The following is a 24581-nucleotide window of genomic DNA, read 5'->3' as shown; positions in this document are numbered from 1 at the left end:
CCCGATGCGATCGATGTCCGACGACCTGAGGAGCCACTACCTGACGATGGGGTGGTGGAGCGATGAGTCGCTGGGGACGATGCTCGGCCGCGGATTGCACGAGCATGCCGACCTCGGGTTTCACGTCCACTCGAAGGTGCGGCCCTACACCGGAACTCTCGCCGATGTGGAGCTGGTGGCTCGCCGCTTGGCCGCGGGCCTCCGGGCGCGCGGTGTGGGGCCCGACGACGTGATCGCTTTTCAGTTGCCGAACTGGATGGAAGCGGCCGCAACCTTCTGGGCCTCATCGATTCTGGGCGCCGTCGTGGTCCCCATCGTGCACTTCTACGGACCGAAAGAGGTGGCGTTCATCCTCTCAGATGCGCGGCCGAAGGTCTTTGTCACCGCCGAGCAGCACGGACGTATGACCTACGATCCGGCGGTGAGTGCCGACGTGCCCATCGTCGGCGTCGTCGGCAGCAGTTTCGAGGGACTACTCGAGGACGAACCGTTGGGTGGTGTCCTCGACGTGGACCCCGGTCATGCGGCACTGATCGCCTACACCTCAGGGACGACCAGCGACCCGAAAGGTGTGGTTCACACGCATCAGACTCTCGGATTCGAGACTCGCCAGCAGATCGCCAACTACCAGCCGGACCGCGGTCGCCAGCTCAACGCGCTTCCGGTCGGACACTTCATGGGCATGCTGACAGCGTTCTTGATACCGATCCTCGAAGGCACCCCGGTCGACCTGTGCGACGAATGGGATCCGAAACTGGTGCTCGGCCTGATGGACTCCGACGGCATCGGCTTCGGGGGCGGACCGACGTACTTCGTCACCAGTCTGCTCGATCACCCGGATTTTCGCAGCGACCACCTGAGGTATGTCAGCCACATCGGGCTCGGGGGATCCACGATTCCCGCTGCCGTGACCAGGCGTCTCACCGACCTCGGTATCACCGTGACGCGGGCGTACGGCAGCACCGAGCATCCGTCTGTGACCGGTACGAGTGGTTCTGCGCCGCAAGACAAGCGACTGTGTACAGACGGAACGCCACGAATCGGGGTCGAGATCCGATTGGGGGACGACGGCGAGGTCTTGAGTCGCGGTCCGGACCTGTGCCTCGGCTATACCGACGAAACCCTGACCACCGGTGCTTTCGACGACGACGGCTGGTACCACACCGGAGATATCGGCGCGATCGATGCCGACGGCTACCTGACCATCGTCGATCGCAAGTCCGACATGATAATTCGTGGTGGAGAGAATGTGAGTGCCGCCGCGGTGGAAGAGGTTCTGCTGACCTTGCCCGCCGTCGCGGACGCGGTGGCGGTGTCTGCTCCGGATGCGCGTCTCGGAGAGCGTGTTGCGGCGGTGGTGCGGCTGCGCAGTGGTCATCCGATGCTCACCATGGAAGAGTTACGAGCGCATTTCGAAGAATCCGGCGTGGCACGCCAGAAGTGGCCGGAGGAGATCCACGAGGTCGAGGACTTTCCGCGCACTCCGTCGGGCAAAGTGCAAAAGCATCGAGTCCGTGAGTTGGTTGCCCGGGCGGGCCGCGGATAACCGATTCGCTGATCGAATCGGTGCTCGCCGCACTGCGCCTACACTTCGGACTGATCCGTGGCTACGGTGTTCAGCCGGTCCAGTACAGACGCCGGCGCATAGTTGGCCCAGCCGTTCTCGGGCCAGTTGAACCATCCCGATGAGGCGAGAGTGCCACCGTCGGGGTGCAGGGTGGTGCCGGTGATGTAGCTCGACAGTCCCGAGGCGAGGAACACCACGGCGTTCGAGACGTCCGACACCTCGCCCACGCGCCCCATCGGGATCGCGATGCGAGCGCCGGCCGCCGTGGCCATCGGTGGGGTCTCGCCGTGCCCGAACTTCGCGAGATTAGGGGTCGGGACGAAGTCGGGTGCGACGTTGTTGACCCGTATCCGATCGGGTGCGACCTCGATCGCCAGCGTCCGGGAGAACTGCTCGACGGCGGCTTTCGCCGCCGCGTAGACAGCGAATCCGGGTGCGGCACGATGTGCCTCGATGGTGGTGATGTTGATGATGCTGCCGCCTCGCCCGGCCGCCTGCATACGCGGCACTGCCAGTGAGCACGCATGTAGAACATGGTGAAAATTGGTGCGCAGCAGAGCATCCCAGCCCTTGGGAGTGCTGTCGACGAAATCGGCACGAAAGGTGCCACCCACAATGTTCACCAGGATGTCGACCCGGCCCCAACGCTCGGCCACCGTACCGAACAATGCCGCGAGTGCGCCCGGGTCGCGAGCGTCCCCGCAATGCACGATCGCGTCATGTCCCTGCTCGGTGAAAGCTCGGCGTAACACATCCGCCGCTGTCTCGTCGATGTCGATCACGGCCGGGCGAACGCCGTTAGCGGCGAGGTCCCGGGCGATACCCTCGCCGAGTCCGCCTGCGCCGCCGGTGATCACGGCCACCGCGTCATCGAGTCGGCTCCGATCGTCGAACCAGCTCACGAGATCACCGCCCTCCGGCGGCCAGGTACGTGGCGCCGAACGCGTCGAGGAAATCGGCGGTTGCGGAGAAGTCGGTGGTCCCACTCGACACCAGGATCCAGGTGACACCGACCTTCTCGAGCTGCGCGAATGCTTCCCGGTGTCGGTCGGCGTCGGCGGCAGGATCGGCGATCCCCGCTGCCTGGTAGGAGTAGAGGACGTCGATCGGCTCGGTCCGGCCGGCCGTGTCGGCGGCGCCACGTAGTTCGGCGATGATGTCGCCGAGTTCCGATCCCGGATCGAGCATCGGGGTCCGGGCAGTCGAACTCAACTGCGCGCCACCGGTCATCGGCATCCAACCCTGGCCCGCCCGGGCGACCCGGCGACGACTGAGCCGCGAGTTCCCGCCGATCCAGATCGGGATCGGTGTCTGCACCGGGCGGGGGCGGCACATCACGTCGCGGGCGCTGAAATGCTTGCCCTGGAAGCTGAACGGCTCTCCACTCCAATGCCGTGGGAGGACGTCCAGGGCCTCGTCGAGCAATGCGTTGCGCTCCGCGATGTCGACGCCGAGGGCATGGAACTCGCTCTTCTGATACCCGGCTCCGAGTCCGAGGATCAGCCGCCCGCCGGAGAGGGTGTCGAGAGTCGCCGCGGATTTCGCCAGCAGCAGCGGGTTCCGGTACGGCGCCACGGCGAGATAGGTGAGGAGTTTCAATCGTTGCGTTGCGGCGGCCACATAGCCCAGCGTGACGAACGGATCGAGGGTCTGATGACCGCCGGTGGCCAGCCACCTGGCGCCGGGAGCAGGATGCTCGCTGAGCGAGAATGCGTCGAATCCCGCGTGCTCGGCGCGGACGGCCACCTCCTTGATCCCACCGGCGGCGAACAGATCGCCGTCGGGGCCACTGGTCTCTGGGTAGTGATAAATGAAGCGCATGATCTCCTCGTGTTAGAGCTCTGACGTGCACGGTTTGCCGGACGTGTTCGACGGATGCCGCAGATCCTCGCGCGCAAGTCTGCCGAGAACGATACTATCGCGACGGGAGAGCTTCATTCTCGCGATTCCCGATCGGGCGGCCCACGTTGCCCGATCGTCTGGTGTGACCGCAGCATTGATTAATCTCAGAAGAGACGCTTGTCACATCACCGAAACCTACCTACTATGTGTTCACTAGGTTGGATTCGGGCAGCCCCCCGAACTTGTTCACTGGTCAGTCAGGAACGACATTGTGAGTCAGGCGTCTGGTACACGTCCGTATGACGCACTCCTCGCCAAAGGTGAGGAGCGCAAGCGACGCATCCTGGAAGTGGCACAGCAGTTGCTGGGCCGAAACGGATGGCGCAATACGACGCTGGCCCAGATCGCGGCGGAGGCGGGCGTGACGCCTGCGGGTCTCCTCCATCATTTCGAGTCGAAGGCGCAGCTGCTCCACGCGGTGTTGGAGCTTCGTGACGCCGACGACGACGAGCACGCGGATCGCACGGGCGACATCCTCGAGCAACTCGAGAACGTCGCACTTCGATTCGAACGGTCACCGGAGCAGGTCCGGATGTTCACCGTGTTACAGGCGGAGAACCTCGAACCGGACGCGCCGCTCCATGACCGGCTGTTGTTCCGTTATCACGCGGCGGTCGAGACCGTGGCCGAGGGAATTCGGCGTGGTCAGCGTGAGGGGCGCTTCCGTTCGGACCTGGACGTGGCCGCAAAGGCCGTGGAAGTCATCGCCTTTATCAATGGAATGGAAACATCATGGTTGCTCGATCCGACAATTCCACTGGTGCCCGTATTCCGGGAGTACACGAGATCTCTCGAGCGCGAACTGTCGCGAGGCGTCGTCCCTTGCGCTACCGGCTCGCAGTGATCGCCACCGATCCGTTGGAGGCGATCGAACACGCGGGTGGCTGGCTGTTCGATCAGTCGATGGCCGGCTGGGATGTCTCGGTCCACGTGATCGAGGAAGGGGACACCCGACCGTTGGCGATCCTCGGCGCACCGCTCTTCGATCTCAGGGATTCCCTCGTGGGCCGGCAGGCTTTCGATCAGCCCGGCGCCGGCCCGTGGCCACAGGCCCTGGCGATCTCGGCGAGGGTCTTCGCCGCCGACGAGCGGATCCGGGCCGGGGCCACATCGGTGATCGATCGGGGACTCGCCGACATTCGACTGTGGGGCGAGGGGTTGCCGATGGAGCTGGACGAGCGTTGCCTGACCACCTCGCACCGGCTCAGTTGTGCGGCACAGGCATTCAAACGCCAGGCCTTCGCGGCGGCCCACGTCGACCCGGACTTGCTGACTCCGGTCGAGTCCTTCCGGATGGTGGCCGACCACGCGATGACCCCGCCGCTCGGCCTGGTTCCGGCGAGCTGACACCTCTCGGTCATGGTCGGGGGACGTCGCCGCACCGCTCAGGGAATCGGTGCGGCGACGTACGGCATCGGTGACCTCCCCGGCAGAACGACGAGTTCGGTTCCCGGACTTGGCCTCAGGAGTAGCTCCTCGATGGCGGCCGCGACCTCGTCTGCGGTCAGCATGGGTATGCCGGCGGCCTGGAACCGGTCGCGGGCAGGCGAGGTGAGGGGAGTGTCCACGAGCCCCGGGCACACCGCGGCGAGACTGATTCCCTCACGTGCCAACTTTCCCGACAGTGCGCGCACGAGTCCGATGACCGCATGTTTGGTCATCGTGTAGATCGGGTCCTGCTCCACCCCGTGGAGCGCCGCGAGTGATGCCGTGACGGCGATCGACCCACGCCCTCGTCGCCGCATGACGGGTAATGCGGCGCGCAATCCCCACACGACCGCATGCTGGTTGACACCGACCACTGCGCGATATCGGTCGCGATCGAGAGATGCCGGGTCTTTGTCGACGGAGTTCATGCCGGCGTTGAGGACCAGCAGATCCAGATGGTCCCCGGCCACCTCGACGGCACGTTCCGAGGTCTCGGGTTCGGTGAGATCACCCAGCACCGCCTGACCGCCGACCGCGGCCGCCACCTCTTCGACGCGCGGGTTCTGGTCGACGAGGACGCATCGGTGTCCTGCCGCGGACAGTCGGCGTGCGGTGGCGGCGCCGATGCCTCCGGCCGCACCGGTGATGATTGCAGTGTCAGGCAACGGAGATCTCCTCATTCGTGTGGTGTGCCAGGGTCGAGACCCTCCGGGCCGCGGACGCGGATGAGGACCTTCCCGATCGCCCGGCCGTCGGCGACCGTGCGTAGGGCCTGTGCGGCCTCGTCGAGGGGGAACTCCGCACCCACGTGCGGGACAACCTGACCCGAGCCGAGAAGCTCGCGCAGCTCTGCCTCGTTCCGGGTGAACTCGTCGGCCGCGATGTCCCCGAACTGGAACCCGAGAATCTGAATTCCCTTGACCAGGACCAGATTGAGGGGAATGCGGGGTATCGCGCCAGATGCGAACCCGATGGTCACGAAGCGACCGCCGCGGCACAACGAACGCAGCGCCGGTTCCGACAGGGACCCGCCGACCGGATCGATCACCGCGGCCGCTCCCCGGGGGAGTAGAGCCTTCAGGGATGTGCGCAGGTCGGCCTCTCGATGATTGATCAACCCCGTCGCTCCGTATTGTTTTGCCGCGTCGAGCTTTTCCTGCGATGACGCGACTGCGATGACGTCGGCCCCAAGAGCTGATCCCAGGCCGACAGCGGCGAGGCCGACGCCACCGCCGCCGCCCAGCACGACGATCGAATCGCCCGGCTCGACCCGCGCGACCGACCGAAGCGAGTGGTATGCGGTGCGGTACGCGACGCCGGCCGCGGCCGCCAGACGTGTGTCGATGCCATCCGGGACGTGGCTGAGCGAGCGCGTCTCGGTCACCACCTCGACAGCGAACGCGCCGAACAGACCTGTCCCCATCACCCGGTCGCCGATCGCGAACCCGACATCCTTGCCGCCGACTTCGGAGACGATGCCGGCGAACTCACTGCCCGGTATGAACGGGGTCGGGACCTTCACCTGATACTCGTTCGCCACGACCAGCACGTCAGGGAAGTTCACAGCGGCGAAATCGACCTGGACCCGCACCTGACCTGCCGACAATGCGGGAACCGGGACCTGCTGGACAGTCACGCTTTCCGGCAGGCCATGACTCGCGCACACGGCCGCGCGGATCGTCACCTCAACGGCCCTTCCACTGCGGGTCCCGCTTCTCCATGAACGCGGTGGCCCCTTCGATCGCGTCCTCGCTGGTGAAAACCACCGACTGCCAATGCGACAGTCTTTCGGTGACCATGGTCGGGTCGGTCACCGCCAGCCGGACCAACTCCTTGCAGGCGGCGAGGCTCAACGGCGCGCACGCACCCACGCGCCGCGCGTAGTCGAGGGCGGTGGCGATGAGGTCGGTGGCATCGACCACCGCGTTCACCAGCCCGAGGTCGTAACCTCGCTGTGCACTGACGAACTCCCCGGTCATGGTCATCTCCAGAGCGGCGCCGAGCGGGATTCGGGTGCCGATGTTGGTCCCGCCGCCGCCGGGAAACAGGCCGCGTCTGGCCTCCGGTAGTCCGAATCGTGCCTCACGACAGGCGATGATGAGATCGCAGCCGAGGAGTAGTTCGAGACCGCCGCCGATGGCAGCACCGTTCACCGCAGCGATGATCGGAATCGGTGTCTCTCCCCGGGTGAGTCGGTAGTACGCCTCCGTGGCGGGATCCGATCCGCTGCCCACGTCGCCACCCTCGGCGAAGGCGCGCAGGTCCATGCCGGCGCAGAACGCGCGGTCGCCGCTGGCGGTCAGCACGATCGCCCGGGTGTCCGTGTCGCTCTCCGCTGTGAGCAAGGCATTACCGATAGCTCGGATCAGGCTGCCGGTGAGGGCGTTCCGCGCGTCGGGGCGGTTGAGGGTCAACACGACGACCTGGCCGTGTCGCTCGTGCAGGAGCTCCTCGGTGGCGGTCGTCATGACCGGTAGTCCGTGGATTCGGCGAGGTCGGCTGCCGACCGCATCAACTCGGGCACGATCGCCCCGAACGCCTGGAGCTTGTGGTCGTCCCCGGCACGTTGGAAGCCCTGTTCGAGAACGATCGCCAGCTTCCATTTGGCCAGCACGAGATAGTAATCGAGATCGTCGACCTGACGGCCCGAGACCTCCGCGTAGTGCTGCACCATCTGAGCTCGTGAAGGCATACCGCGGAGGTCGACATAGCTGGACTCGGAGGCCTTCTCGGAGGAGGTGTCCGCCGGCCAGCCCTGGACCATCCAGGCGAGATCGAGCTTGGGATCGCCGACGGTCCCCATCTCCCAGTCGACGATGGCGGCGAGGCGCGCGGGTGTGCCGTCGCGGAACATGACATTCGCGAACTGATAGTCGCCGTGCATCAGCCCGGGGATGAAGTCGATCGGTCGGTTGTCCTCGAGCCATCGGGTGGCGACATCCATCCCATCGAGTTCGCGGCCCTTGATGCGCTCGAAGAATCCCGTCCAGCGGCTCACCTGGCGCTCATGGAATCCGTCGGGCCTGCCCAGGCCCTCGAGACCGCGCGCACGCCAATCCACCTTGGAGAGAAGGGCGATGCCCTCGGCGAGCTGATAGCCGAGCTGCGGTCGCATGGTGAGATCGGAGGTGAAGGGTTCGGTCCACCGCTTGTGCTCCATGGGTGACCAACCGTCCACGAATCCCATGAGATAGAACGCTCTGCCGAGGACCGAGGCATCCTCGCAGGCCGCGATCGCCGTGGTGTGCGGGACGTCGGTGCCATCGAGCGCCTCGATGATGCGCCATTCACGCAGGATCCCCTTGTCCCGGTCCTTCGGGGCGGCCGCCGGCGGGATGCGGATCACGCAGCGCTCCTCGCCGCGGCGGATCTCGTAGATCTCGTTCTGCGTCCCGCCCGAGAGGAATCGGGCCTCGATGGGTTCACCCTTGCCTGGTAGCCCGGTGCCGTCCATCCAGTCGGCCAGTCGTTCGGTGTCGATCATCGGTTACCCACTTCGTGTTCGAGGAACTCGGCATACTTCTCGCGTGCGGCCGCTTGCTTCTTGGGGATCCACTCGGTCGGCCAGACGTCGTCGGTCGGTGAGTGATCCCGGAGCACCTGCCGCGCAACAGTGGTCTTGTGCACCTCGGTGGGACCGTCCGCCAGACCCATGACGCCTGCACCGTGGATCATCATGAAGAACGGCATCTCGTTGGTGACCCCGAGCGCGCCGTGTACCTGCATGGCCCGCCAGGCGATGTCGTGCAGCACGGTGGGCATCACCACCTTCACCGCGGCGATGTCCTTTCGCACCCTCTTGTAATCCTGGTACTTGTCGATCTCCCAGGCGGTGTAGAGCACGAACAACCGGAACTGTTTGAGCTGCGCATACGAATCGGCGATGTAGCCCTGGACGAATTGCTTGTCCGACAACGTGCTGCCGGCGGTGACGCGGCTCAGTGCCCGCTCACACATCATGTCCAGCGCCTTCTGCGCCAGTCCGATGGTGCGCATCGCGTGATGGATACGTCCACCACCGAGGCGCGTCTGCGCGATCGCGAACGCCTGCCCGGCCCCGCCGAGCAGATCATCGTCGGGAACGCGAACGTTGTCGTAGTGGATCAGGGCGTGGGAGCCGCCGTTCATCGGTTCGCCGTACAAGCCGACATTGCGCACGATCTCGATGCCGGGTGTGTCCGACGGGACGAGGAACATCGACATGCCCTTGTACACACTCACATCGGGATCGGTCACCGCCATCACGATCAGGAACGACGACGTGGCCGCGTTGGACGAGAAGTACTTCCAGCCGTTGATGACCCAGCCGTCGCCATCGCGGGTCGCGCGGGTCTCGAACCTGCTCGGGTCCGCGCCGGCCTGCGGTTCGGTCATCGAGTAAGACGAGAAGATCTCGCCTTCCAACAGGGGGCGGAGATAACGCTCCTTCTGTGCGGAGGTACCGAAGTGCGCGATGATCTCGGCGTTGCCGGTGTCGGGAGCCTGACAGCCGAACACCACCGGCGCCCACGACGACCGCCCGAGGATCTCGTTGAGAAGTGCCAGCTTGAGCTGCCCGTGTCCCTGGCCGCCGAGTTCCGGGCCCAGGTGCGTGGCCCAGAGGCCCCGTTGGCGCACTTGTTCTTTCAGTGGGTCGATCGCCTTTCGGCGAGCGCCGTCCAGCGGGACGAACTGCTCGTGCGGCCAGACGAGGTCGAGTGGCTCCACCTCGGTCCGGACGAACTCGTCCGCCCAGTCCAGTTGTTCCTGATACTCCGGATCGGTCTCGAAATCCCATGCCATGTTGTCCCCTCTCTGCAATGAGAATATAGTTCTCGCAACACAGAATGCAATTCTGAATTGCCAGAACAGCCGAAGGATCGGGGAACGCGCATATCGGACGGATCGGGGGTGGCCCGGCGGATCGCCGCACGGTCCGTCGCGAAGCGCGAGTCGGGCTATGCCGACGAGATCCGTCGGCTCATCGATGCCGGCCGAAACGTGATGGCCGAGTCGGGTTACGTGTCTGTGCCTCGCGTTGCAGACATCGTTGCCGCGGCCGGACTGTCGAATGACGCCTTCTATCGCCACTTCCGTTCGAAGGACGACCTGATCGCCGCGATCCTCGAGGACGGCACCGATCGGCTCTGCAGCTATCTGGCCCATCAGATGGGCAAAGAGGGGACTGCTCGTGGACAGGTCGTTCGCTGGGTGGAAGGTGTGCTGTCTCAGGCGCAGACCGACTCGGCGCAGACGACTCGTGCGGTGTTGTGGAACGTCGGGAGCGTGAACCAGGAGGTCATGTCGTCACCCCCGTCCGTCAACGCACGTCTCGCCGAACTGCTGCACGAGCCACTGCGCGAACTCGGCAGTGGGGATCCCGTTTTCGATGCGCGACTGATCTCGAACACCACTGTCGGGGCGCTGTCGGACTACTTGTGGCGCAAGGATTCGCCGACCGGGCATGACATCTCGCGGATCGTCTCGGCCTGTCTTCGGCTCGTCGAGTGACTCCCTGAACGCTGGTCGCCTCCGGTGACGCGAGTTGGCCGCGGTGACGCGGGCGGTCATCGACCCGCGTTCACCCGGTCTGCCCCCGTGAGCTGAGTTGGTGAACATTCCGGCCTTCAGCTCTGTGCTGAGCGATCGCTCAGGATTCTTTCTCGAAACTCTTGTCGATCGCTTCGCGGAATGCCATTCTTTCTATGACAGAATTCTGTTCTTCTCCGGAGGGGGTGCCCGATCGTGAATGCTGCGCCGATGACACTCGCCTGGCACGCACTGCGGACCCCCACCAAGCCGGCGATCGTGATGGGAGCCGACGGCGAGACGGTGACGTTCCGAGACCTCGAGGTGCGATCGAGGCAGCTCGCCGGGGCTCTGCGGCAGCGGGGGATCGAGACGGGTGCCGTTGTCGCGATCCTCCTGGAGAACAACCGTTCGTACCTCGAGGTGACGTGGGCGGCACAACGCAGCGGCCTGTACTTCACCGCCATCAACAGGCATCTGACCGCCGCGGAGGTCCAGTACATCCTGGATGACAGCGGGGCGGTGGCCCTGGTGACGAGCGAGCAGCTGGCCGATGTGGTCGATGATCTCGATCTGAGTCGGATCTCGGTACGGATCTCCGCGAAAGGCGAGGTCGACGGCTTCGAGTCCTATGAGCAACTCCTGCGCGATTCGCCACCCACCCCTCTCGACGGTGAGTGCGAGGGACGCGAGATGCTCTATTCGTCGGGAACCACCGGGCTGCCGAAGGGCGTCCGCAAGCCGTTGCCGCTGACCCCTCTGGGAGATCCGGCCGCGCCGACCGTGCAGATCGCGGCAGGTCTGGCGATGACCGGGGATACCGACGACGCCGTGTATCTCTGTCCGGCTCCGCTCTACCACGGTGCGCCCCTGATCTTCTCGATGTCGTGGCAGCGGCTGGGCGCGACGGTGGTCGTCATGGAGCGCTTCGATGCAGCGCAGGGCCTGGATCTCATCGACAGGTATCGCGTCACCACCGGGCAGTTCGTGCCGACCATGTTCACACGATTCCTCCGGCTGCCCGCCGAAGAGCGGGAACGCCACGACCTGTCGAGTCTGCGAAACGTGATCCACTCGGCCGCACCGTGCCCCATCGGGGTGAAGGAACAGATGATCGAGTGGTGGGGTCCGATCATCAGCGAGTACTACTCGGGCACCGAAGATGTGGGGACCACCTTCATCACTGCGCAGGAGTGGCTGTCCCATCGGGGATCGGTGGGGCGCCCGATGGAGACGTGTCACATCGTCGGCCCCGACGGGACGGAACTGCCCCCCGGCGAGATCGGTGAGGTCTACTTCGAGGGCGGGCGTCCGTTCGAGTACCACAACGATCCCGGCAAGACGGCGGCGGCCACCAACGACAAGGGCTGGCGAACGCTCGGCGACATCGGACAGCTCGACGAGGACGGGTATCTCTACCTGACCGATCGGGCCGCGCACATGATCATCTCCGGCGGGGTGAACATCTACCCGCAGGAGGCGGAGGACGTGCTCGCCACGCATCCGTCGGTGGCCGATGTCGCGGTCATCGGGGTACCCGATGACGAGATGGGTGAGTCCGTGCTGGCGGTCGTGCAACCGGTCGACGGCGCGACCACGGGCGACGGACTCGCCGCCGAACTCCTGGAACACGTCCGATCCCGCATCGCGGGCTACAAATGCCCGCGGGCAATGGATTTCGTCGAATCGCTACCCCGGGATCCCAACGGGAAGCTCTACAAACGCAGACTGCGCGAAAAGTATTGGTCCGATCACGATTCCCTCGTGGTGTAGTCCGCGAGGTCACCCGAGTCAAGTGAGGTATCGAGGATGGTTGTACAGACAATAGTGGACGAGCTCGGCAAGCGCGCCGGATACGGTGACGTCATCCCGGTCATCGATCCGGTGACCGAGGAGCAGATCGCGGAGTTCACCGACGGCGGGGCCAAAGCCGTCGACGAGGCCGTCGCGAGGGCCCGGGAGGCCTTCACATCCGGTGTCTGGGTGGGCAAGGCCCCCAGCGAGCGCGCCAAGATCCTGTGGCGCGTCGCGGATCTGATCGACGACCGCGCGGCAGACCTGGCCGAGCTCGACTCGTTCAACACCGGGATGCCGGTCGACCAGGCGCAGGCGATCATGGGTACCGCCGCGGAGATGTTCCGGTATTACGCCGGCTGGTGTACCAAGATCAACGGCATCGCCCACGACATCCAGATGACGGGCGGGGTCGCGCAATTGTTCTCCAACGCGCACGGTTACACCCTGCGGGAGCCATATGGCGTTGTCGGACTGATCTTCCCGTGGAACGGACCCGTCTTCAACTGGGCGACCAAACTCGCACCCGCTCTGGCGGCGGGCTGCAGCTGCGTGGTCAAGCCCGCCGAGGAGACCCCGCTGTCGGCGATGCTGTTGCACAAGCTCCTCGACGAGGCGGGCGTCCCGGAGGGAGTCGTGAATCTCGTCCAGGGGTACGGGCACACGGCCGGCAAGGCCCTCACCGAACACCCGGATGTCGACAAGATCGCGTTCACCGGTTCCACCGAGGTCGGTAAGCAGATCGTGGCCGCCGCGGCCGGAAACCTCAAGCGGGTCACGCTCGAACTCGGCGGCAAGTCCCCGGTGTTGATCTACGACGATGCCGACCTCGACCAGGCGATCCTGATGGCGTCGATGGGAATCTTCATCCATTCCGGTCAGGGTTGTATCTGCGGGTCACGGATCTTTGTGCAGCGCGGGGTCTATGAGCAGGTCGTCGAGGGTATTGCCGGTGTGGCGAACGGTCTGCAGCTCGGCGGTCCCAAGGAGGAGAACGTCCACATCGGGCCGTTGATCAGTGAGAAGCAACTCAACCGCGTGATGGGCTTCATCGACGAAGGCAAAAAAGACGGCGTCGAGGTGGTGACCGGCGGACATCGTCTGGACCGGCGCGGGTACTTCGTGCACCCGACCGTGGTGACCGACGTCGATCCCGAGATGCGCCTGTTCCAGCGCGAGATCTTCGGCCCGGTGGTCGCGGTCCTGCCGTTCGACGACGACGACGAGGTGATCGCCATGGCCAACAACTCGAGCTACGGACTCGCGGCCACCGCGTGGACGAACGACGTGAGTCGCGCACACGGTCTCGCCAAGCGACTCGAGGCCGGCACGGTCACTCTCAACTGCCAGATGGTCTACGACCATGCGATGCCGTTCGGCGGCTACAAGCAGTCCGGATGGGGACACGAGTTCGGGCGTGAGGGCATCGAGGCCTACCTGCAGACCAAGACGGTCTACACCAAGATCTGACCCGGCAGACACGAGGAGCAGATCGCATGTCCGACAGACCCGTTCACCGCGTGGTGCAGTGGACCACCGGCAATGTGGGCCGCAGCTCGGTCGCGGCCATCGCGTCGAATCCCGACTACGAGCTCGTCGGCTGTTACGCCTGGTCGAAAGACAAGGTCGGGAGAGATGTCGGCGAACTCGCCGGCGTCGGGCCCGTGGGTGTAACGGCGACCGACGATGTCACGGAACTCTTGGGGCTCAAACCCGATGTCGTGGTCTACAACCCGATGTGGATCAACGTCGACGAGCTGGTCCGGATCCTCGAGTCCGGGATCAACGTGGTGGCCACCGCGTCGTTCATCACCGGACACAATCAGGGTGAGGGGCGCGAGCGGATCGCCGAGGCGTGCCGGCGCGGCGGAACGAGCATGTTCGGCTCGGGGATCAGTCCGGGTTACGTCAATCAGTTGTCGATCGTCGCCGCCGGGATCTGTGATCGCGTCGACCGGATCACCGTCAACGAGGCCGCCGACACCACGTTCTACGACTCCCCGGAGACCGAGAAACCGGTCGGTTTCGGCCGGCCTATCGATGATCCGGCATTGCAGACGATGACCGCGCAGGGCACCGGGGTCTTCGGCGAGGCCGTGCGCATGGTCGCCGATGCGCTCGGGATCGAGCTCGACGATGTGCGCTGCGACGCCGAGTATGCGCAGACCACCGAGGATCTGGACCTCGGTTCCTGGACCATTCCGGCCGGTTGCGTCGCCGGGGTCCATGCCGGCTGGAAGGGGATCGTCGGTGACCAGACGGTGGTGGAGATCAACGTGCGGTGGCGAAAAGGTCAGACGCTGCAACCTGATTGGAAGATCGAGCAGGACGGCTGGGTCATCGAGGTGGCCGGTCGGCCGACGGTGACGATGACGGTCGGATTCTTGCCACCGCCGGATTTCGAGGCGACCACGATGGAGGAGTTCATGGTGCTCGGGCACATCATGACGGCCACCCCACCGTTGAACGCGATCCCCGCCGTCGTCGCCGCACCGCCGGGGATCGTCACCTACAACGATCTCCCGCTGATCTTGCCGCGCGGAGTCGTCCGGCGCGACGGAACCTGAACAGACCGAAGGTAATTGATGACGAAAGGTTGGGAGACATGGGTGGACGCCTAGAGGGCAGGGTTGCCTTCATCAGTGGGGCAGCGCGAGGGCAGGGGCGCAGTCATGCGGTCCGGTTGGCATCCGAAGGCGCGGACATCATCGCGGTCGACGTCTGTGGGCCGGTCACCGCCGATTCCGCGATCGCCGCCGCCACCTCGGCAGATCTCGCCGAGACGGTGGAGCTGGTCAAAGGCCAGAATCGTCGTATCGTCGCGACCGAGGTCGATGTCCGGGACTACGACGCGCTCAAGGCCGCGGTCGACAACGGAGTCGAACAGCTGGGCCGACTCGACGTGGTGGTGGCCAATGCCGGAATCGGTAACGGCGGTGAGACGCTGGACAAGACCAGTGAGTCGGACTGGCAGGACATGATCGACGTGAACCTCGCCGGCGTCTGGAAGACCGTGAAAGCGTCTGTGCCACACTTGCTCGCGTCCGGAAACGGCGGGTCTGTCGTGCTGACGAGTTCGGTGGGTGGCGCCAAGGCGTATCCGAACACCGGCCACTACATCGCGGCCAAGCACGGCGTGATCGGCCTGATGAAGAGCTTTGCCGTCGAGCTGGGCGCCGAGTCGATCCGGGTCAACTCCGTCCTCCCCACGAACGTCAACACCCCGATGTTCATGAACGAGGGCACGATGAAACTGTTCCGGCCGGATCTGGAGAACCCGGGACCCGAGGACATGAAGATCGTTGCGCAGATGATGCATGTGCTGCCGATCGGTTGGGTCGAGCCCGAGGACATCAGCAACGCCGTACTGTTCCTGGCGTCTGACGAATCGCGTTTCATCACCGGTGTTGCACTTCCGGTCGATGGTGGCAGCCTGCTGAAATAGCCCGACTGCCGCAATGGTCTCGCGGGCAACTGTGCTTACGGAACCCTTGTGACGGTGCTGTTCTGGATCCTCGGAGCGACCCACACGATGAGCTGATCACGGCACATCGTCTGGGTCGTTCCGGCATTCCAATGGTCGGGATGTGTAGACATACCTCGAACCCTCTGGTTCCGTTGCGATAGTCCAGAAGTGGCTTTGTCCGTCGACCACGAGATCGGTTCTGGGCTTGCCGGATAGAACCGAACCTCCGCTTCGGTCACGCCGGCCATGTATGCATTCCTTTCGGCCGGCGATTCGTTGCGCTGGTCTACCAGCGAGCGGGAGGTGGGGTATCGATGGAGAGCGGGCGCTCGTAGGACAGATCGGTGCGGTCACGCGTGCCGACGTGATAACCCTGCGCGGTGAAGAATTCCGACTTCAGCACACGGGAGTCGGCGATGAACATCCCCTCGACCGTCGACCGTCGAACGGCGAGCCGCCACATCCCATCTCGGTGTTCCAAGCGGTCGAGGTAGCGGCCGGTGATGACTTGGGCGCTCTTGGTGTCGGGGCTGATCAGGATCACGATCACGTAGCTCTCGGCATGGGCGGTGTCACCGTCGATCTCGCAGGTATGGGTGGTGATGTTGTGGGTGTGGACCCGGGAGGTCTGGGCATGTGATCGGTTGGCCCACGCACCGTACTCGGGCCCGGAGTTGACGGAGTGACCGTGTTCATCGACGCCGTCAGCGTGATATGCGGCGGTGATCAGGTCGATGTCGTGACGGTCGCATCCGCGGGCATGTCCAGCGATGCAATCGAGGATCGCTGTGCGATCCATGAGATAGCGGACGTCCTGGCGCAAGGTGTCCAGGTCTGTGTCGACGGTCATCGGTCTCCAGCCGTTCGTGTTGACAGTGGCAGCGTCAGGCCGGGGCTACCGATGTGGGGATCCGACCATGACGATGACTATACAAATGTACAGCATCGAGAAGTGGAGAATGGGCCAATTCGATCGACAGCGGAAACGATGGCAGCATCGACGCGGCGCGTCGGTGCCGAGACTTCCAAGACCGGGAACGCACTGCTGGACAGTGTCGAGACGATGATGCTCGACGTCGGCTATGCGGGAGAGAGCTATCGCGCGTTGGGCGCCGACGCGGGAGTCACACCGAGTTTGGTCCAGTACTACGTCCCGACACTCGACGACATCTTGCTGGTCGCGATTCAGCGCTGCTCGGAGCGCAACCTCGCGTTACTCGAGTCGGCACTCGCTGAGCGCAAAGAGGATCCGATCCGGGCGCTGTGGGAATTCGGTAGGGCTGAGGCAACCAGTCGGCTGATTGCCGAGTTCATGGCACTCGGCAATCACCGTAAAACCGGCTGCGCCGAGATCGCGGGTGTGACCGAGCGGGTGCGGCAGATGCAGCTCGATGCGCTCATCGCTGAGTACGGACGCGATGCCCGGCCTGACGGCCACCTGTCGCTGCCGGCTTTGCAGCTGCTGTTCAGCGGTCTGCCCAAGTTGCTCACGCTCGAGAAGGGCGTTGGTGTCGACACCGCCCACGACGAGGTCACTACGGCATTCGAGCAATACGTCGAGATGGTCGAGGACGGCGATCTCCCCACCGCGGCCGCGGGTGTCGCGAAGAGGTCGTGTGGACGCTCCTGAAGCGTCCTGGAAAAAGCGCCGCCCTGAGCGCGAACGGGATTCGTATCGGCCAATTCCGACGCTCATGCTGTACACACGTATAGCATGGGTGTCGGCGATCCGTGCACACGCCGGGTCGGTGACATCTGATTATGGAGGCGGCAGCGTGAGTGGACCATTGGAAGGGATTCGTGTCCTCGAGGTCGCGATGTACGGATTCGTCCCCTCGGCCGGCGCTGTGCTCGGCGAATGGGGCGCCGACGTCATCAAGGTCGAGCATGCCGTCACGGGCGATCCTCAACGAGGTCTGCGGCAGACCGGCATCCTTCGGGTCGAGGGGGACCCGAATCCGAACATCGAGCACGCCAACAGGGGCAAGCGCAGCATCGGGATCGACATGTCCGTCGCCGAGGGCAACGAACTGCTCCTGAACCTCGCCCGCAACGCCGACGTGTTCCTGACGAGCTTCTTGCCCGCGCACCGTAGAAGATTCGGCATCGACGTCGACGACATCCGTGCCGTCAATCCGTCGATCATCTACGCGCGCGGCAGTGCTCTGGGCCCTCGCGGCAGTGAGTCGGAAAAGGGTGGCTACGACATGACGGCGTTCTGGTGTCGCGCCGGTACTGCCGCGACCATCACGCCCCCTGGCGCGCCGGGCATGGTCCCTCCTCCGGGGCCCGCATACGGGGACACCATCTCGGGAACCAATCTCGCCGGCGGGGTCGCGGCTGCACTGATGCGGCGTGAGCGTACCGGTGAACCGTCCGTGGTCGACGTGTCGTTGCTCGGAAGTGGATTGTGGGCAATGGGGCACACGGTGGCGGTGACCAATCACCTCGACCAGGTGCTCGAGGCGCCGGCCCCGGGTATGCACGGTTCACCGGTCAATCCGTTGGTCGGCGTGTATCCCACTGCGGACGGGAGATTCGTCTCGCTGGTGATGATGCAGCCCACCAAGTTCTGGGCCGACGTCTGCCGGCACATGGAACTCGAGCACCTGATCGACGATCCGAGGTTCGCCACCTACGAGTCGATCGCCGAGAACACGGCCGCAGCCGTCGAGATCCTCACCGATGCGATGGGCAAACGGCCCTTGGCGGAATGGAGCGAGCGCTTCGCGACCCTCGAGGGGCCCTGGGCTCCGGTCCAGGACACACTTCAGGCCGCCAAGGATGCACAGGTTCGCGACAATGAGTACATGATTCGTGCCGGAGACCTCGAGTTGGTCGCGAACCCTGTGCAGTTCGATGTGGCCGCACCCCAGAGCGGGCCCGCCCCGGAGTTTGCCGCGCACACCGATGACATCCTGGCCGAGCTTGGACTCGACTGGGACCGGATCATCGCGTTGAAGGCGGCAGGCGCAGTCACCTGAGCCTGTGACTCGACTCAGCGCATGACGTGCGGATACTGGGTAGATGGATGCACGTCGAACAGATCCCGGTACGACGGCGGCTGCCGGTCGCCGTCGTCGCGGATGCCGTATCGGGTGGCAAGTTCGGCGCCGATCAGGGTCTGGCCGCTGACCTTCATGAGGTCGGGGTCGTTGAAGAGCGCCCAGATGACATGCCCCGTGAGTTCCGGGGTTTCGGCACTGTCGAGGATGTGTCCGAACTTTTCCGGCTTCGCGGCGATGATGGTGCGTACGCGTTCGGTGAGCAGGGAGCCCATCCAGAGCGAGATCGATGCCACGTCGAACTCGGAAAGGTCGTGCGCCATGTCGGCGGCCATCTTGTCGATTCCGGCCTTCGGGACGCCGTACGCCGGACCGAATGCGTAATGTACTGAGCCCGAGGAGGATGTGAAGATCACGAGGCCACGTCGGTGCGGAATCATCAGAGGCGCCGCGAATACGGTTGCGACGTAGCTACTTCGCAGACCGACGTGGAATGTGTCGAGCACGCTCAGCGGCTCGTCCCAGAACTTTGTGCGCCCCATCATCTCGTCGCGGATCGTCGCGGCATTGTTGACCAGGATGTCGAGCCTGCCGTGCTCGTCGGCAATCCGCTCGAAGAGCTGACGGACCTGTTCGTCATCGCCGTGATCCACTCGGACGGGGATGCCCGTACCGCCCGCGGACTCAACGAGTTCGGCGGTGTCGTGAATCGTTCCGTTCAGTGACGAATCACTCTGGTGTTCACTTCGTCCCGTGACATACACAGTCGCACCGTGGCTCCCGAGGGCATGGGCGATGCCCCTGCCTGCTCCGCGGCTGCCTCCGGTGACGACGGCGATGGGTGCGTTGTCGCTCATGCTTCTGACTCCTGTGCCAAGACGTTCGAATCGGACTCCGAGTCCGCCGAAGCGGCTCGGTTGTGTGATCTCGAGCGTATGCTATACGAACGTACAGCGGTACCCGTTCCGCCTCTGCGCCACCCTTCTACCCAAGGATCGCCAATGAAACCGGACGACATGATTCTCATCAGCGTCGACGACCATATCGTCGAACCATCGGACCTCTTCGAGGGCCATCTGCCGGCGAGGTATGCCGACGATGCGCCGCGTCTGGTGCACAACCCCGACGGCAGTGACACGTGGGAGTTCCGCGACGCGGTGATCCCCAACGTCGCCCTCAACGCGGTCGCCGGCCGCCCCAAGGAGGAGTACGGTCTCGAGCCTCAGGGGCTCGACGAGATCCGTCCGGGATGCTTCGATCCGAACGAGCGGGTCAAGGATATGAGCGCGGGCGGTGTGCTTGCGACCATGAACTTCCCGTCGTTTCCCGGGTTTGCCGCCAGACTGTTTGCAACCGACGACCCCGACTTCTCACTCGCATTGGTGCAGGCCTACAACGATTGGCACATCGACGAATGGTGTGGCAGCAATCCAGGACGTTTCATCCCGATGGCCATACCGGTGATCTGGGATGCAGAGCTGTGCGCCAAGGAGATCCGCCGTGTGTCCGAGAAAGGGGTGCATTCGCTGACCTTCACCGAGAATCCGGCCGCGATGGGATATCCGTCGTTCCATGATCTGGATTACTGGGAACCGGTCTGGAAGGCGTTGGTGGACACCGACACCGTGATGAACGTACACATCGGATCGTCGGGCAAGCTTGCGGTCACCGCAATGGACGCGCCGATGGACGTGATGATCACGCTGCAGCCGATCAACCTCGTGCAGGCTGCGGCGGACCTACTCTGGTCGGCACCGATCAAGCAGTATCCCGGGCTCAAGATCGCTCTCAGTGAGGGCGGTACCGGCTGGGTCCCGTACTTCTTGGACCGTGTGGATCGCACCTACGAGATGCACTCGGTGTGGACTCACCAGGACTTTGGTGGAAAGAAGCCGTCGGAGGTCTTCCGCGATCACTTCCTGACCTGTTTCATCTCCGATCCGATCGGGGTGAAGAACCGGCACGAGATCGGGATCGACAACATCTGTTGGGAGATGGACTATCCGCACAGCGACTCGATGTGGCCGGGTGCGCCGGAACAGCTGGCCGCGGTGTTCGACACGTACGACGTCCCGGATGCCGAGATCAATCAGATGACGTACGAGAATGCCATGCGCTGGTACAACTTCGATCCGTTCAAACACATCCCGAAGGAGCAGTCCACGGTGGGGGCGCTGCGCAGTTCGGTTGCCGATCACGATGTGTCGGTGCGGGCGCTCTCGCAGCACACGGAGAAGTCCGGTCCGAGTTTCGCCGAGTTCCAAGAAACTGCCAAGGTGATCACCGGCCTCAAGGACTGACGCCTGCTGCTCTCGCGACAATCCCCCCTGCCTGAAACGATCCTGGCAGGCGGGATCGTCTTCTGCGCCGACACGGCAACCCGTCGACTTCGTGACAGGTCAGAACTCGCTGACCTTGGCAATGGAAACGTAGTCCGCGAGTAGCTTGGTGGGTACTTCGTCACGGAACTCGGCCATCGTCCAGGCGCTTCCCTTCTTGGTGATGGAGGCAAGATGCCTCGGTTCCGAGTACAGGGCGACGTCACCTCCCCCGGTGACCGAGAACACGGCACCACTGATCTCGGACGCTTCTTCGGAAGCCAGGTAGGCAAGAAACGTCAGGTTATCGGCAGGCCCGTGGGCTTCCTCTGAGGCGCGCATACGTTCTTCATCGGCGATCACGACTCCCTGCGCGTCGAGCATGGCGCGCAGCGTCGCGTTGAAGCTGAGGTGACCGGGGGACTCGGCTTGAGGTGCGAATGCGTTGACCGTGATCCCGTGGCGGAACAGTTCTTTGGCTGTCGATTTCGTGAGCCCGACAACGCCGGAATTCGCAGCACTGTAGGCGCTGAGTGCCGCAATGCCGATCCAGGCGTCCGACGCGGCATTGAGGACGCGCCCATAACCCTGCGAGATCATATGCGGCACTGCGTGTTGCATCGTGTTGAATGCTCCGTCCAACTTGGGCCGGAGCTGATATTGCCAATCATCTCGGGACAACGTGGAGAACGGGCCGAAACCGAGTCCGGCCGCATTGTTGACCAGGATGTCGATGCGGCCGAAGTGCTCTACCGCGGTCTGGATGAGTTCTCCTGCGGCGTCGTAATCCGAGACGTCACCGAAGCAGGCGATCGACTCGCCACCTTCGGTGATGATCTCGGCCGCCACCGTGTTGGCGTCGCCGTTCAACTCGGTGAGCGTCTGTGTCTCGACGTCGGTGAACTCGGGGTGCGCGCCGGCGAGTGCAGACGATCGGAATCGGGTCTCGGAAGCCTCGTTTGCACGGGGTTTGCGGTTGTTGGTGACCACGCGAGCGCCTTCGCGCGCAAGCAGTAGGGCCACACCGCGTCCGACGCCTTGTCCCGAGCCGGTTACGACGGCGACCTTGCCGTCCAGAATACCTCGCATGTCACATCTCTCCTGTTCGGGTTCAGTTGACGATCTTGGCTGCGGCACTACGTTCGGTGACGGGTCGCGCCAGTTCCTGGTCGGTGCAGATCTGCTGCAATTTCTGGACGGTCTCGTCGACGCCAGGCCCCAGGCGCCTGCCCGGGGTGAACGAGGCCGGCAGATGCCGCATCCCCTGGATGATCCCGATGCTGTCGTAATGCACGGTTGTGTGCAGGTCGCATCGATAGTCGGGCATGCGGTCTAGTACTGCGCTGAGCATCGATTTGAACATGGTGCGTGCGACGTTGGAGCCGATGCACCGATGTACACCGAGTCCGAAACTGAAGTGCCGATTACCCGAACGGTCCAATTGGATGCTGTCGGGATCATCGAAGATCGACGGATCGCGGTTGGCCATCGCCCACGACAACCACAGGCGCTCGCCTTCGCGGAGGTGGACACCGCCGACCTCGACATCATCGGAAATGGTGCGTGCGTCTCCCGCGGCGGGTGTGAAGAATCGTAGGAACTCCTCCGTGGCCGATGCGAGCAGGACCTCTCGGTTTGCGCTGAGTCGATCTCGTTCAGTCGGATTCTCCGCCAGCCACTCCAACGCGTGCGAGGTCAAAGCCGTTGTGGTGTCGAAGCCGCCACCGATCAACAGATTCAGCATGCCGATCAGTTCGATATCCGGGGGAGCCTCACCGTCGATGCGCAGCGCGGCGAGGGCGTTGATCATTCCGGGCCGCGGGGTCTCCTTGATCTCGGCGAGGTTGGTGAACAGGTCGATGCCCATCGCCAAGTAGGCATCGCGGACCCGTTCGGCGTCAGGCGAATCGGGTGGTGTGTAGACCGAGGCATGCGCCGGCTCGTTGTACATCTGCCACTTTTCCAGCGGCACGCCCAGCATTGCCAGCGTGAGGACAGCGGGGACGACGTTCGCGAGGTCGTCGACGAAGTCGATGTGCCCGGACTCGATGTGATCGTCGATGCAGGCACGGACGATCTCGTCGATGAATGGTTGCCAGCGCTTGATCGCCGCGGGGGACAGGTAAGGGTTGAGCGCCATTCGATAGTAGCGATGTTCGGGGTCGTCCATCTCGAGCATGCCGCCTCGGAAGTCTTCCGCGTCGATCATGATCGGGATCGAGATCCCCTTGTATCCACGCCGCTGCTTGTGGACGTCGTGATCGTTGGATACATGTGGGCAGCGCGCCAATTCGAAAACCTGGTCGCTGCCGGCGGCGACCCAATGGCCATCGTAGGTGTCGGTCCAGGCGAGCGGACATGTCTCTTGCATCTCGTGCGTGATGTCCAGAAACCGCTCGCGGTAGTCGGCGCTGTGACGGTCGAAGTGGTAGTGCGTGTCGCCCGTGCCCGTGTCGTCGTTCGGATGGGTTGTCATGTCGTCATCCCTCGTCGTTCAGCGTGTATGGGCCGCCCACACTGTGTTCGAGGAGGCTGATCGCCAGCTCGGGGCAGGAGCGGATGGCTTCGTGTGCCGGGCTTGCTCATCGATGGGTACGTCCCCGGAACCGGCCTGTGCGTGCCCGTCGATGTCGTCGAGCTCGAACGTGGCAGGTGCGATAATTGCGCACAGGGTGTGTCCCTGACAGACGTGTGGGTCGACTTGTACTCGCACCGCTTCTCCTCGGGAATAGGTAGTCGGTGAACTGGTTTCATTTGCAGATGGCTCCGGTCAGATGACCGCGCCCCCGTTGACGCCGATCACCTGGCCGGTGACATAGCCGGCCGCGTCCGAGGTCAGATACGAGCACAACCCCGCCACATCCTGAGGCGATCCGAGTCGTCCGGCCGGTATCGCCTTGTTGAGGTACTCGGCGGGTGGCAGTTTTCCGGACGCCTGCTGCTCTCTCAACATCGGTGTGTCGATGACGAACGGGGGCACAGTGTTTGCGGTGATCCCCTTGGCGGCGTAATCGAGCGCCACCGTCTTCGTCATCGCGATGACTCCGCCTTTGCTGGCCGAGTAATGACCTTGAGCGGGAGCGCCCTGTTGGCCTGCGGCGGAGGAGATCGTCACGATCCGCCCCCAGCCGGCGGCCATCATGTCTGACAGCGCAGCCTGTATGCACAGGAACGTGCCGGTCAGATTGACCGCGAGATAGCGGTTCCATTCGTCCAGCGTGATCTTGTCGAATCGGGTGAAGCCGGAGATTGCAGCGCTGGTGACGAGTATCTCCACCGGCCCGAGTCTTTCGCGCACCGTGGCGAATGCCGCTTGTACCGCCTGCTGGTCGGACACGTCGACGCCGAGTCCCAACGCGTGGACTCCCGACGACTGGGCCTGCGCCGCAGACTTTTCCGCAGCTTCGCCGTCGATGTCGAGTACTGCCACATCCCGTCCGTCCGCTGCCAGCGCAGTGACAATCGATTGACCCAGGCCGGATCCGCCTCCGGTGACTACGGCAACGTGGTTCACTTCAACCCCTCGTGTGGTCATGGTCACAGTGCTGTACAAATGTATAGTGGGCGTGGCGGTCACACAAGTGGTGGTCGGC

General features: G+C 64.1%; 24 protein-coding genes. 11 read left to right on the top strand and 13 right to left on the bottom strand.

All coding sequences use genetic code 11. From position 1 onward, the window contains the following. Window positions 1–4 precede the first annotated feature (4 nt). The gene (locus tag ACPXCG_RS04090; protein WP_425790489.1) at window positions 5–1546 is read left to right on the top strand and encodes an AMP-binding protein; all 1542 of its coding nucleotides are present in this window, start codon (window positions 5–7) and stop codon (window positions 1544–1546) included. Between the two features lie 38 nt (window positions 1547–1584). Here ACPXCG_RS04090 and ACPXCG_RS04085 read toward each other — a convergent pair whose 3' ends face one another. Both ACPXCG_RS04085 and ACPXCG_RS04080 read right to left on the bottom strand, forming a co-directional pair. Then, a complete protein-coding gene (locus tag ACPXCG_RS04085) occupies window positions 1585–2469 on the bottom strand; it encodes an SDR family NAD(P)-dependent oxidoreductase (RefSeq protein ID WP_425789320.1) in 885 nt (294 codons plus the stop codon). Window positions 2470–2473: 4 nt separating this feature from the next. Further along, window positions 2474–3388: an LLM class F420-dependent oxidoreductase gene (locus tag ACPXCG_RS04080; RefSeq protein WP_425789318.1), complete on the bottom strand. Its 915-nt coding sequence runs from the start codon at window positions 3386–3388 to the stop codon at window positions 2474–2476. A gap of 292 nt (window positions 3389–3680) precedes the next feature. Here ACPXCG_RS04080 and ACPXCG_RS04075 point away from each other — a divergent pair, with 292 nt between their 5' ends. Continuing rightward, the gene (locus ACPXCG_RS04075; protein WP_425789316.1) at window positions 3681–4313 is read left to right on the top strand and encodes a TetR/AcrR family transcriptional regulator; all 633 of its coding nucleotides are present in this window, start codon (window positions 3681–3683) and stop codon (window positions 4311–4313) included. Continuing rightward, a complete protein-coding gene (locus ACPXCG_RS04070) occupies window positions 4310–4816 on the top strand; it encodes a hypothetical protein (protein WP_425789314.1) in 507 nt (168 codons plus the stop codon). Before ACPXCG_RS04075 ends, ACPXCG_RS04070 begins: the two co-directional genes overlap by 4 nt. A 38-nt stretch (window positions 4817–4854) precedes the next feature. On the opposite strand, the gene ACPXCG_RS04065 is transcribed toward ACPXCG_RS04070, so the two are convergent. Genes ACPXCG_RS04065 through ACPXCG_RS04045 form a run of 5 tightly spaced genes read right to left on the bottom strand, consistent with a single transcriptional unit; the run spans window position 4855 to window position 9679 of the window. Further along, a complete protein-coding gene (locus ACPXCG_RS04065; RefSeq protein WP_425789312.1) occupies window positions 4855–5562 on the bottom strand; it encodes an SDR family oxidoreductase in 708 nt (235 codons plus the stop codon). An 11-nt stretch (window positions 5563–5573) separates the two neighbouring features. Further along, the gene (locus ACPXCG_RS04060; RefSeq protein ID WP_425790487.1) at window positions 5574–6575 is read right to left on the bottom strand and encodes an NADPH:quinone oxidoreductase family protein; all 1002 of its coding nucleotides are present in this window, start codon (window positions 6573–6575) and stop codon (window positions 5574–5576) included. Window positions 6576–6582: 7 nt separating this feature from the next. Then, a complete protein-coding gene (locus tag ACPXCG_RS04055; RefSeq protein WP_425789310.1) occupies window positions 6583–7365 on the bottom strand; it encodes an enoyl-CoA hydratase/isomerase family protein in 783 nt (260 codons plus the stop codon). Continuing rightward, the gene (locus tag ACPXCG_RS04050; RefSeq protein WP_425789308.1) at window positions 7362–8381 is read right to left on the bottom strand and encodes a phosphotransferase family protein; all 1020 of its coding nucleotides are present in this window, start codon (window positions 8379–8381) and stop codon (window positions 7362–7364) included. The genes ACPXCG_RS04055 and ACPXCG_RS04050 overlap by 4 nt, the downstream gene beginning before the upstream one ends. Beyond that, window positions 8378–9679 carry an acyl-CoA dehydrogenase family protein gene (locus tag ACPXCG_RS04045; RefSeq protein ID WP_425789306.1) on the bottom strand — a complete coding sequence of 434 codons (1302 nt, stop codon included), beginning with the start codon at window positions 9677–9679 and terminating at the stop codon, window positions 8378–8380. Before ACPXCG_RS04045 ends, ACPXCG_RS04050 begins: the two co-directional genes overlap by 4 nt. Before the next feature lie 108 nt (window positions 9680–9787). Here ACPXCG_RS04045 and ACPXCG_RS04040 point away from each other — a divergent pair, with 108 nt between their 5' ends. The 5 genes from ACPXCG_RS04040 to ACPXCG_RS04020 all read left to right on the top strand — a co-directional run bounded on the left by ACPXCG_RS04040 (window position 9788) and on the right by ACPXCG_RS04020 (window position 15644). Then, the gene (locus ACPXCG_RS04040) at window positions 9788–10387 is read left to right on the top strand and encodes a TetR/AcrR family transcriptional regulator (protein WP_425789304.1); all 600 of its coding nucleotides are present in this window, start codon (window positions 9788–9790) and stop codon (window positions 10385–10387) included. 249 nt (window positions 10388–10636) lie between these two features. Next, complete coding sequence (locus ACPXCG_RS04035) at window positions 10637–12178, top strand: acyl-CoA synthetase (protein WP_425789302.1); 1542 nt, start codon at window positions 10637–10639, stop codon at window positions 12176–12178. Between the two features lie 36 nt (window positions 12179–12214). After that, on the top strand, window positions 12215–13669 hold the full coding sequence (locus ACPXCG_RS04030; RefSeq protein ID WP_425789300.1) for an aldehyde dehydrogenase family protein: 1455 nt from the start codon (window positions 12215–12217) through the stop codon (window positions 13667–13669). Between the two features lie 26 nt (window positions 13670–13695). Further along, complete coding sequence (locus ACPXCG_RS04025; RefSeq protein WP_425789298.1) at window positions 13696–14766, top strand: dihydrodipicolinate reductase; 1071 nt, start codon at window positions 13696–13698, stop codon at window positions 14764–14766. 38 nt (window positions 14767–14804) lie between these two features. Continuing rightward, the gene (locus ACPXCG_RS04020; RefSeq protein WP_425789296.1) at window positions 14805–15644 is read left to right on the top strand and encodes a mycofactocin-coupled SDR family oxidoreductase; all 840 of its coding nucleotides are present in this window, start codon (window positions 14805–14807) and stop codon (window positions 15642–15644) included. Between the two features lie 307 nt (window positions 15645–15951). On the opposite strand, the gene ACPXCG_RS04015 is transcribed toward ACPXCG_RS04020, so the two are convergent. Next, a complete protein-coding gene (locus ACPXCG_RS04015) occupies window positions 15952–16515 on the bottom strand; it encodes a nuclear transport factor 2 family protein (protein WP_425789294.1) in 564 nt (187 codons plus the stop codon). 138 nt (window positions 16516–16653) lie between these two features. Between ACPXCG_RS04015 and ACPXCG_RS04010 the strand changes: the two genes are divergently transcribed. Both ACPXCG_RS04010 and ACPXCG_RS04005 read left to right on the top strand, forming a co-directional pair. Continuing rightward, window positions 16654–17295 (top strand): TetR/AcrR family transcriptional regulator, encoded by a 642-nt coding sequence (locus tag ACPXCG_RS04010; RefSeq protein ID WP_425789292.1) that lies wholly within the window; start codon window positions 16654–16656, stop codon window positions 17293–17295. A gap of 145 nt (window positions 17296–17440) precedes the next feature. Beyond that, window positions 17441–18649 carry a CaiB/BaiF CoA transferase family protein gene (locus tag ACPXCG_RS04005; RefSeq protein ID WP_425789290.1) on the top strand — a complete coding sequence of 403 codons (1209 nt, stop codon included), beginning with the start codon at window positions 17441–17443 and terminating at the stop codon, window positions 18647–18649. Between the two features lie 14 nt (window positions 18650–18663). On the opposite strand, the gene ACPXCG_RS04000 is transcribed toward ACPXCG_RS04005, so the two are convergent. After that, window positions 18664–19527: an SDR family NAD(P)-dependent oxidoreductase gene (locus ACPXCG_RS04000; protein ID WP_425789288.1), complete on the bottom strand. Its 864-nt coding sequence runs from the start codon at window positions 19525–19527 to the stop codon at window positions 18664–18666. A 144-nt stretch (window positions 19528–19671) separates the two neighbouring features. Here ACPXCG_RS04000 and ACPXCG_RS03995 point away from each other — a divergent pair, with 144 nt between their 5' ends. After that, complete coding sequence (locus ACPXCG_RS03995; RefSeq protein ID WP_425789286.1) at window positions 19672–20970, top strand: amidohydrolase family protein; 1299 nt, start codon at window positions 19672–19674, stop codon at window positions 20968–20970. Between the two features lie 99 nt (window positions 20971–21069). Here ACPXCG_RS03995 and ACPXCG_RS03990 read toward each other — a convergent pair whose 3' ends face one another. Genes ACPXCG_RS03990 through ACPXCG_RS03975 form a run of 4 tightly spaced genes read right to left on the bottom strand, consistent with a single transcriptional unit; the run spans window position 21070 to window position 24523 of the window. Continuing rightward, on the bottom strand, window positions 21070–22077 hold the full coding sequence (locus ACPXCG_RS03990; protein WP_425789284.1) for an SDR family NAD(P)-dependent oxidoreductase: 1008 nt from the start codon (window positions 22075–22077) through the stop codon (window positions 21070–21072). Between the two features lie 22 nt (window positions 22078–22099). Then, the gene (locus ACPXCG_RS03985; RefSeq protein WP_425789282.1) at window positions 22100–23464 is read right to left on the bottom strand and encodes a cytochrome P450; all 1365 of its coding nucleotides are present in this window, start codon (window positions 23462–23464) and stop codon (window positions 22100–22102) included. 18 nt (window positions 23465–23482) lie between these two features. Beyond that, on the bottom strand, window positions 23483–23701 hold the full coding sequence (locus tag ACPXCG_RS03980) for a ferredoxin (protein WP_425789280.1): 219 nt from the start codon (window positions 23699–23701) through the stop codon (window positions 23483–23485). 57 nt (window positions 23702–23758) lie between these two features. Next, window positions 23759–24523 (bottom strand): SDR family NAD(P)-dependent oxidoreductase, encoded by a 765-nt coding sequence (locus ACPXCG_RS03975; protein ID WP_425789278.1) that lies wholly within the window; start codon window positions 24521–24523, stop codon window positions 23759–23761. Between the last annotated feature and the right edge of the window lie 58 nt (window positions 24524–24581).

The organism is Gordonia sp. DT218 (assembly GCF_049847105.1).
Classification (GTDB): Bacteria; Actinomycetota; Actinomycetes; order Mycobacteriales; family Mycobacteriaceae; genus Gordonia.
This window is presented reverse-complemented; position numbering and strand designations above follow the sequence as displayed.

What these genes read in the sequence shown, in the direction of transcription:
- ACPXCG_RS04080 (WP_425789318.1), bottom strand. Translation starts at nt 3,388, where the DNA reads ATGCGCTTCATTTATCACTACCCAGAGACCAGTGGCCCCGACGGCGAT.
- ACPXCG_RS04055 (WP_425789310.1), bottom strand. Translation starts at nt 7,365, where the DNA reads ATGACGACCGCCACCGAGGAGCTCCTGCACGAGCGACACGGCCAGGTC.
- ACPXCG_RS04030 (WP_425789300.1), top strand. Translation starts at nt 12,215, where the DNA reads ATGGTTGTACAGACAATAGTGGACGAGCTCGGCAAGCGCGCCGGATAC.
- ACPXCG_RS04035 (WP_425789302.1), top strand. Translation starts at nt 10,637, where the DNA reads ATGACACTCGCCTGGCACGCACTGCGGACCCCCACCAAGCCGGCGATC.
- ACPXCG_RS04020 (WP_425789296.1), top strand. Translation starts at nt 14,805, where the DNA reads ATGGGTGGACGCCTAGAGGGCAGGGTTGCCTTCATCAGTGGGGCAGCG.
- ACPXCG_RS03990 (WP_425789284.1), bottom strand. Translation starts at nt 22,077, where the DNA reads ATGCGAGGTATTCTGGACGGCAAGGTCGCCGTCGTAACCGGCTCGGGA.
- ACPXCG_RS03995 (WP_425789286.1), top strand. Translation starts at nt 19,672, where the DNA reads ATGAAACCGGACGACATGATTCTCATCAGCGTCGACGACCATATCGTC.
- ACPXCG_RS04010 (WP_425789292.1), top strand. Translation starts at nt 16,654, where the DNA reads ATGGCAGCATCGACGCGGCGCGTCGGTGCCGAGACTTCCAAGACCGGG.
- ACPXCG_RS04025 (WP_425789298.1), top strand. Translation starts at nt 13,696, where the DNA reads ATGTCCGACAGACCCGTTCACCGCGTGGTGCAGTGGACCACCGGCAAT.
- ACPXCG_RS04045 (WP_425789306.1), bottom strand. Translation starts at nt 9,679, where the DNA reads ATGGCATGGGATTTCGAGACCGATCCGGAGTATCAGGAACAACTGGAC.
- ACPXCG_RS04090 (WP_425790489.1), top strand. Translation starts at nt 5, where the DNA reads ATGCGATCGATGTCCGACGACCTGAGGAGCCACTACCTGACGATGGGG.
- ACPXCG_RS04050 (WP_425789308.1), bottom strand. Translation starts at nt 8,381, where the DNA reads ATGATCGACACCGAACGACTGGCCGACTGGATGGACGGCACCGGGCTA.
- ACPXCG_RS04015 (WP_425789294.1), bottom strand. Translation starts at nt 16,515, where the DNA reads ATGACCGTCGACACAGACCTGGACACCTTGCGCCAGGACGTCCGCTAT.
- ACPXCG_RS03985 (WP_425789282.1), bottom strand. Translation starts at nt 23,464, where the DNA reads ATGACAACCCATCCGAACGACGACACGGGCACGGGCGACACGCACTAC.
- ACPXCG_RS04000 (WP_425789288.1), bottom strand. Translation starts at nt 19,527, where the DNA reads ATGAGCGACAACGCACCCATCGCCGTCGTCACCGGAGGCAGCCGCGGA.
- ACPXCG_RS03975 (WP_425789278.1), bottom strand. Translation starts at nt 24,523, where the DNA reads ATGACCACACGAGGGGTTGAAGTGAACCACGTTGCCGTAGTCACCGGA.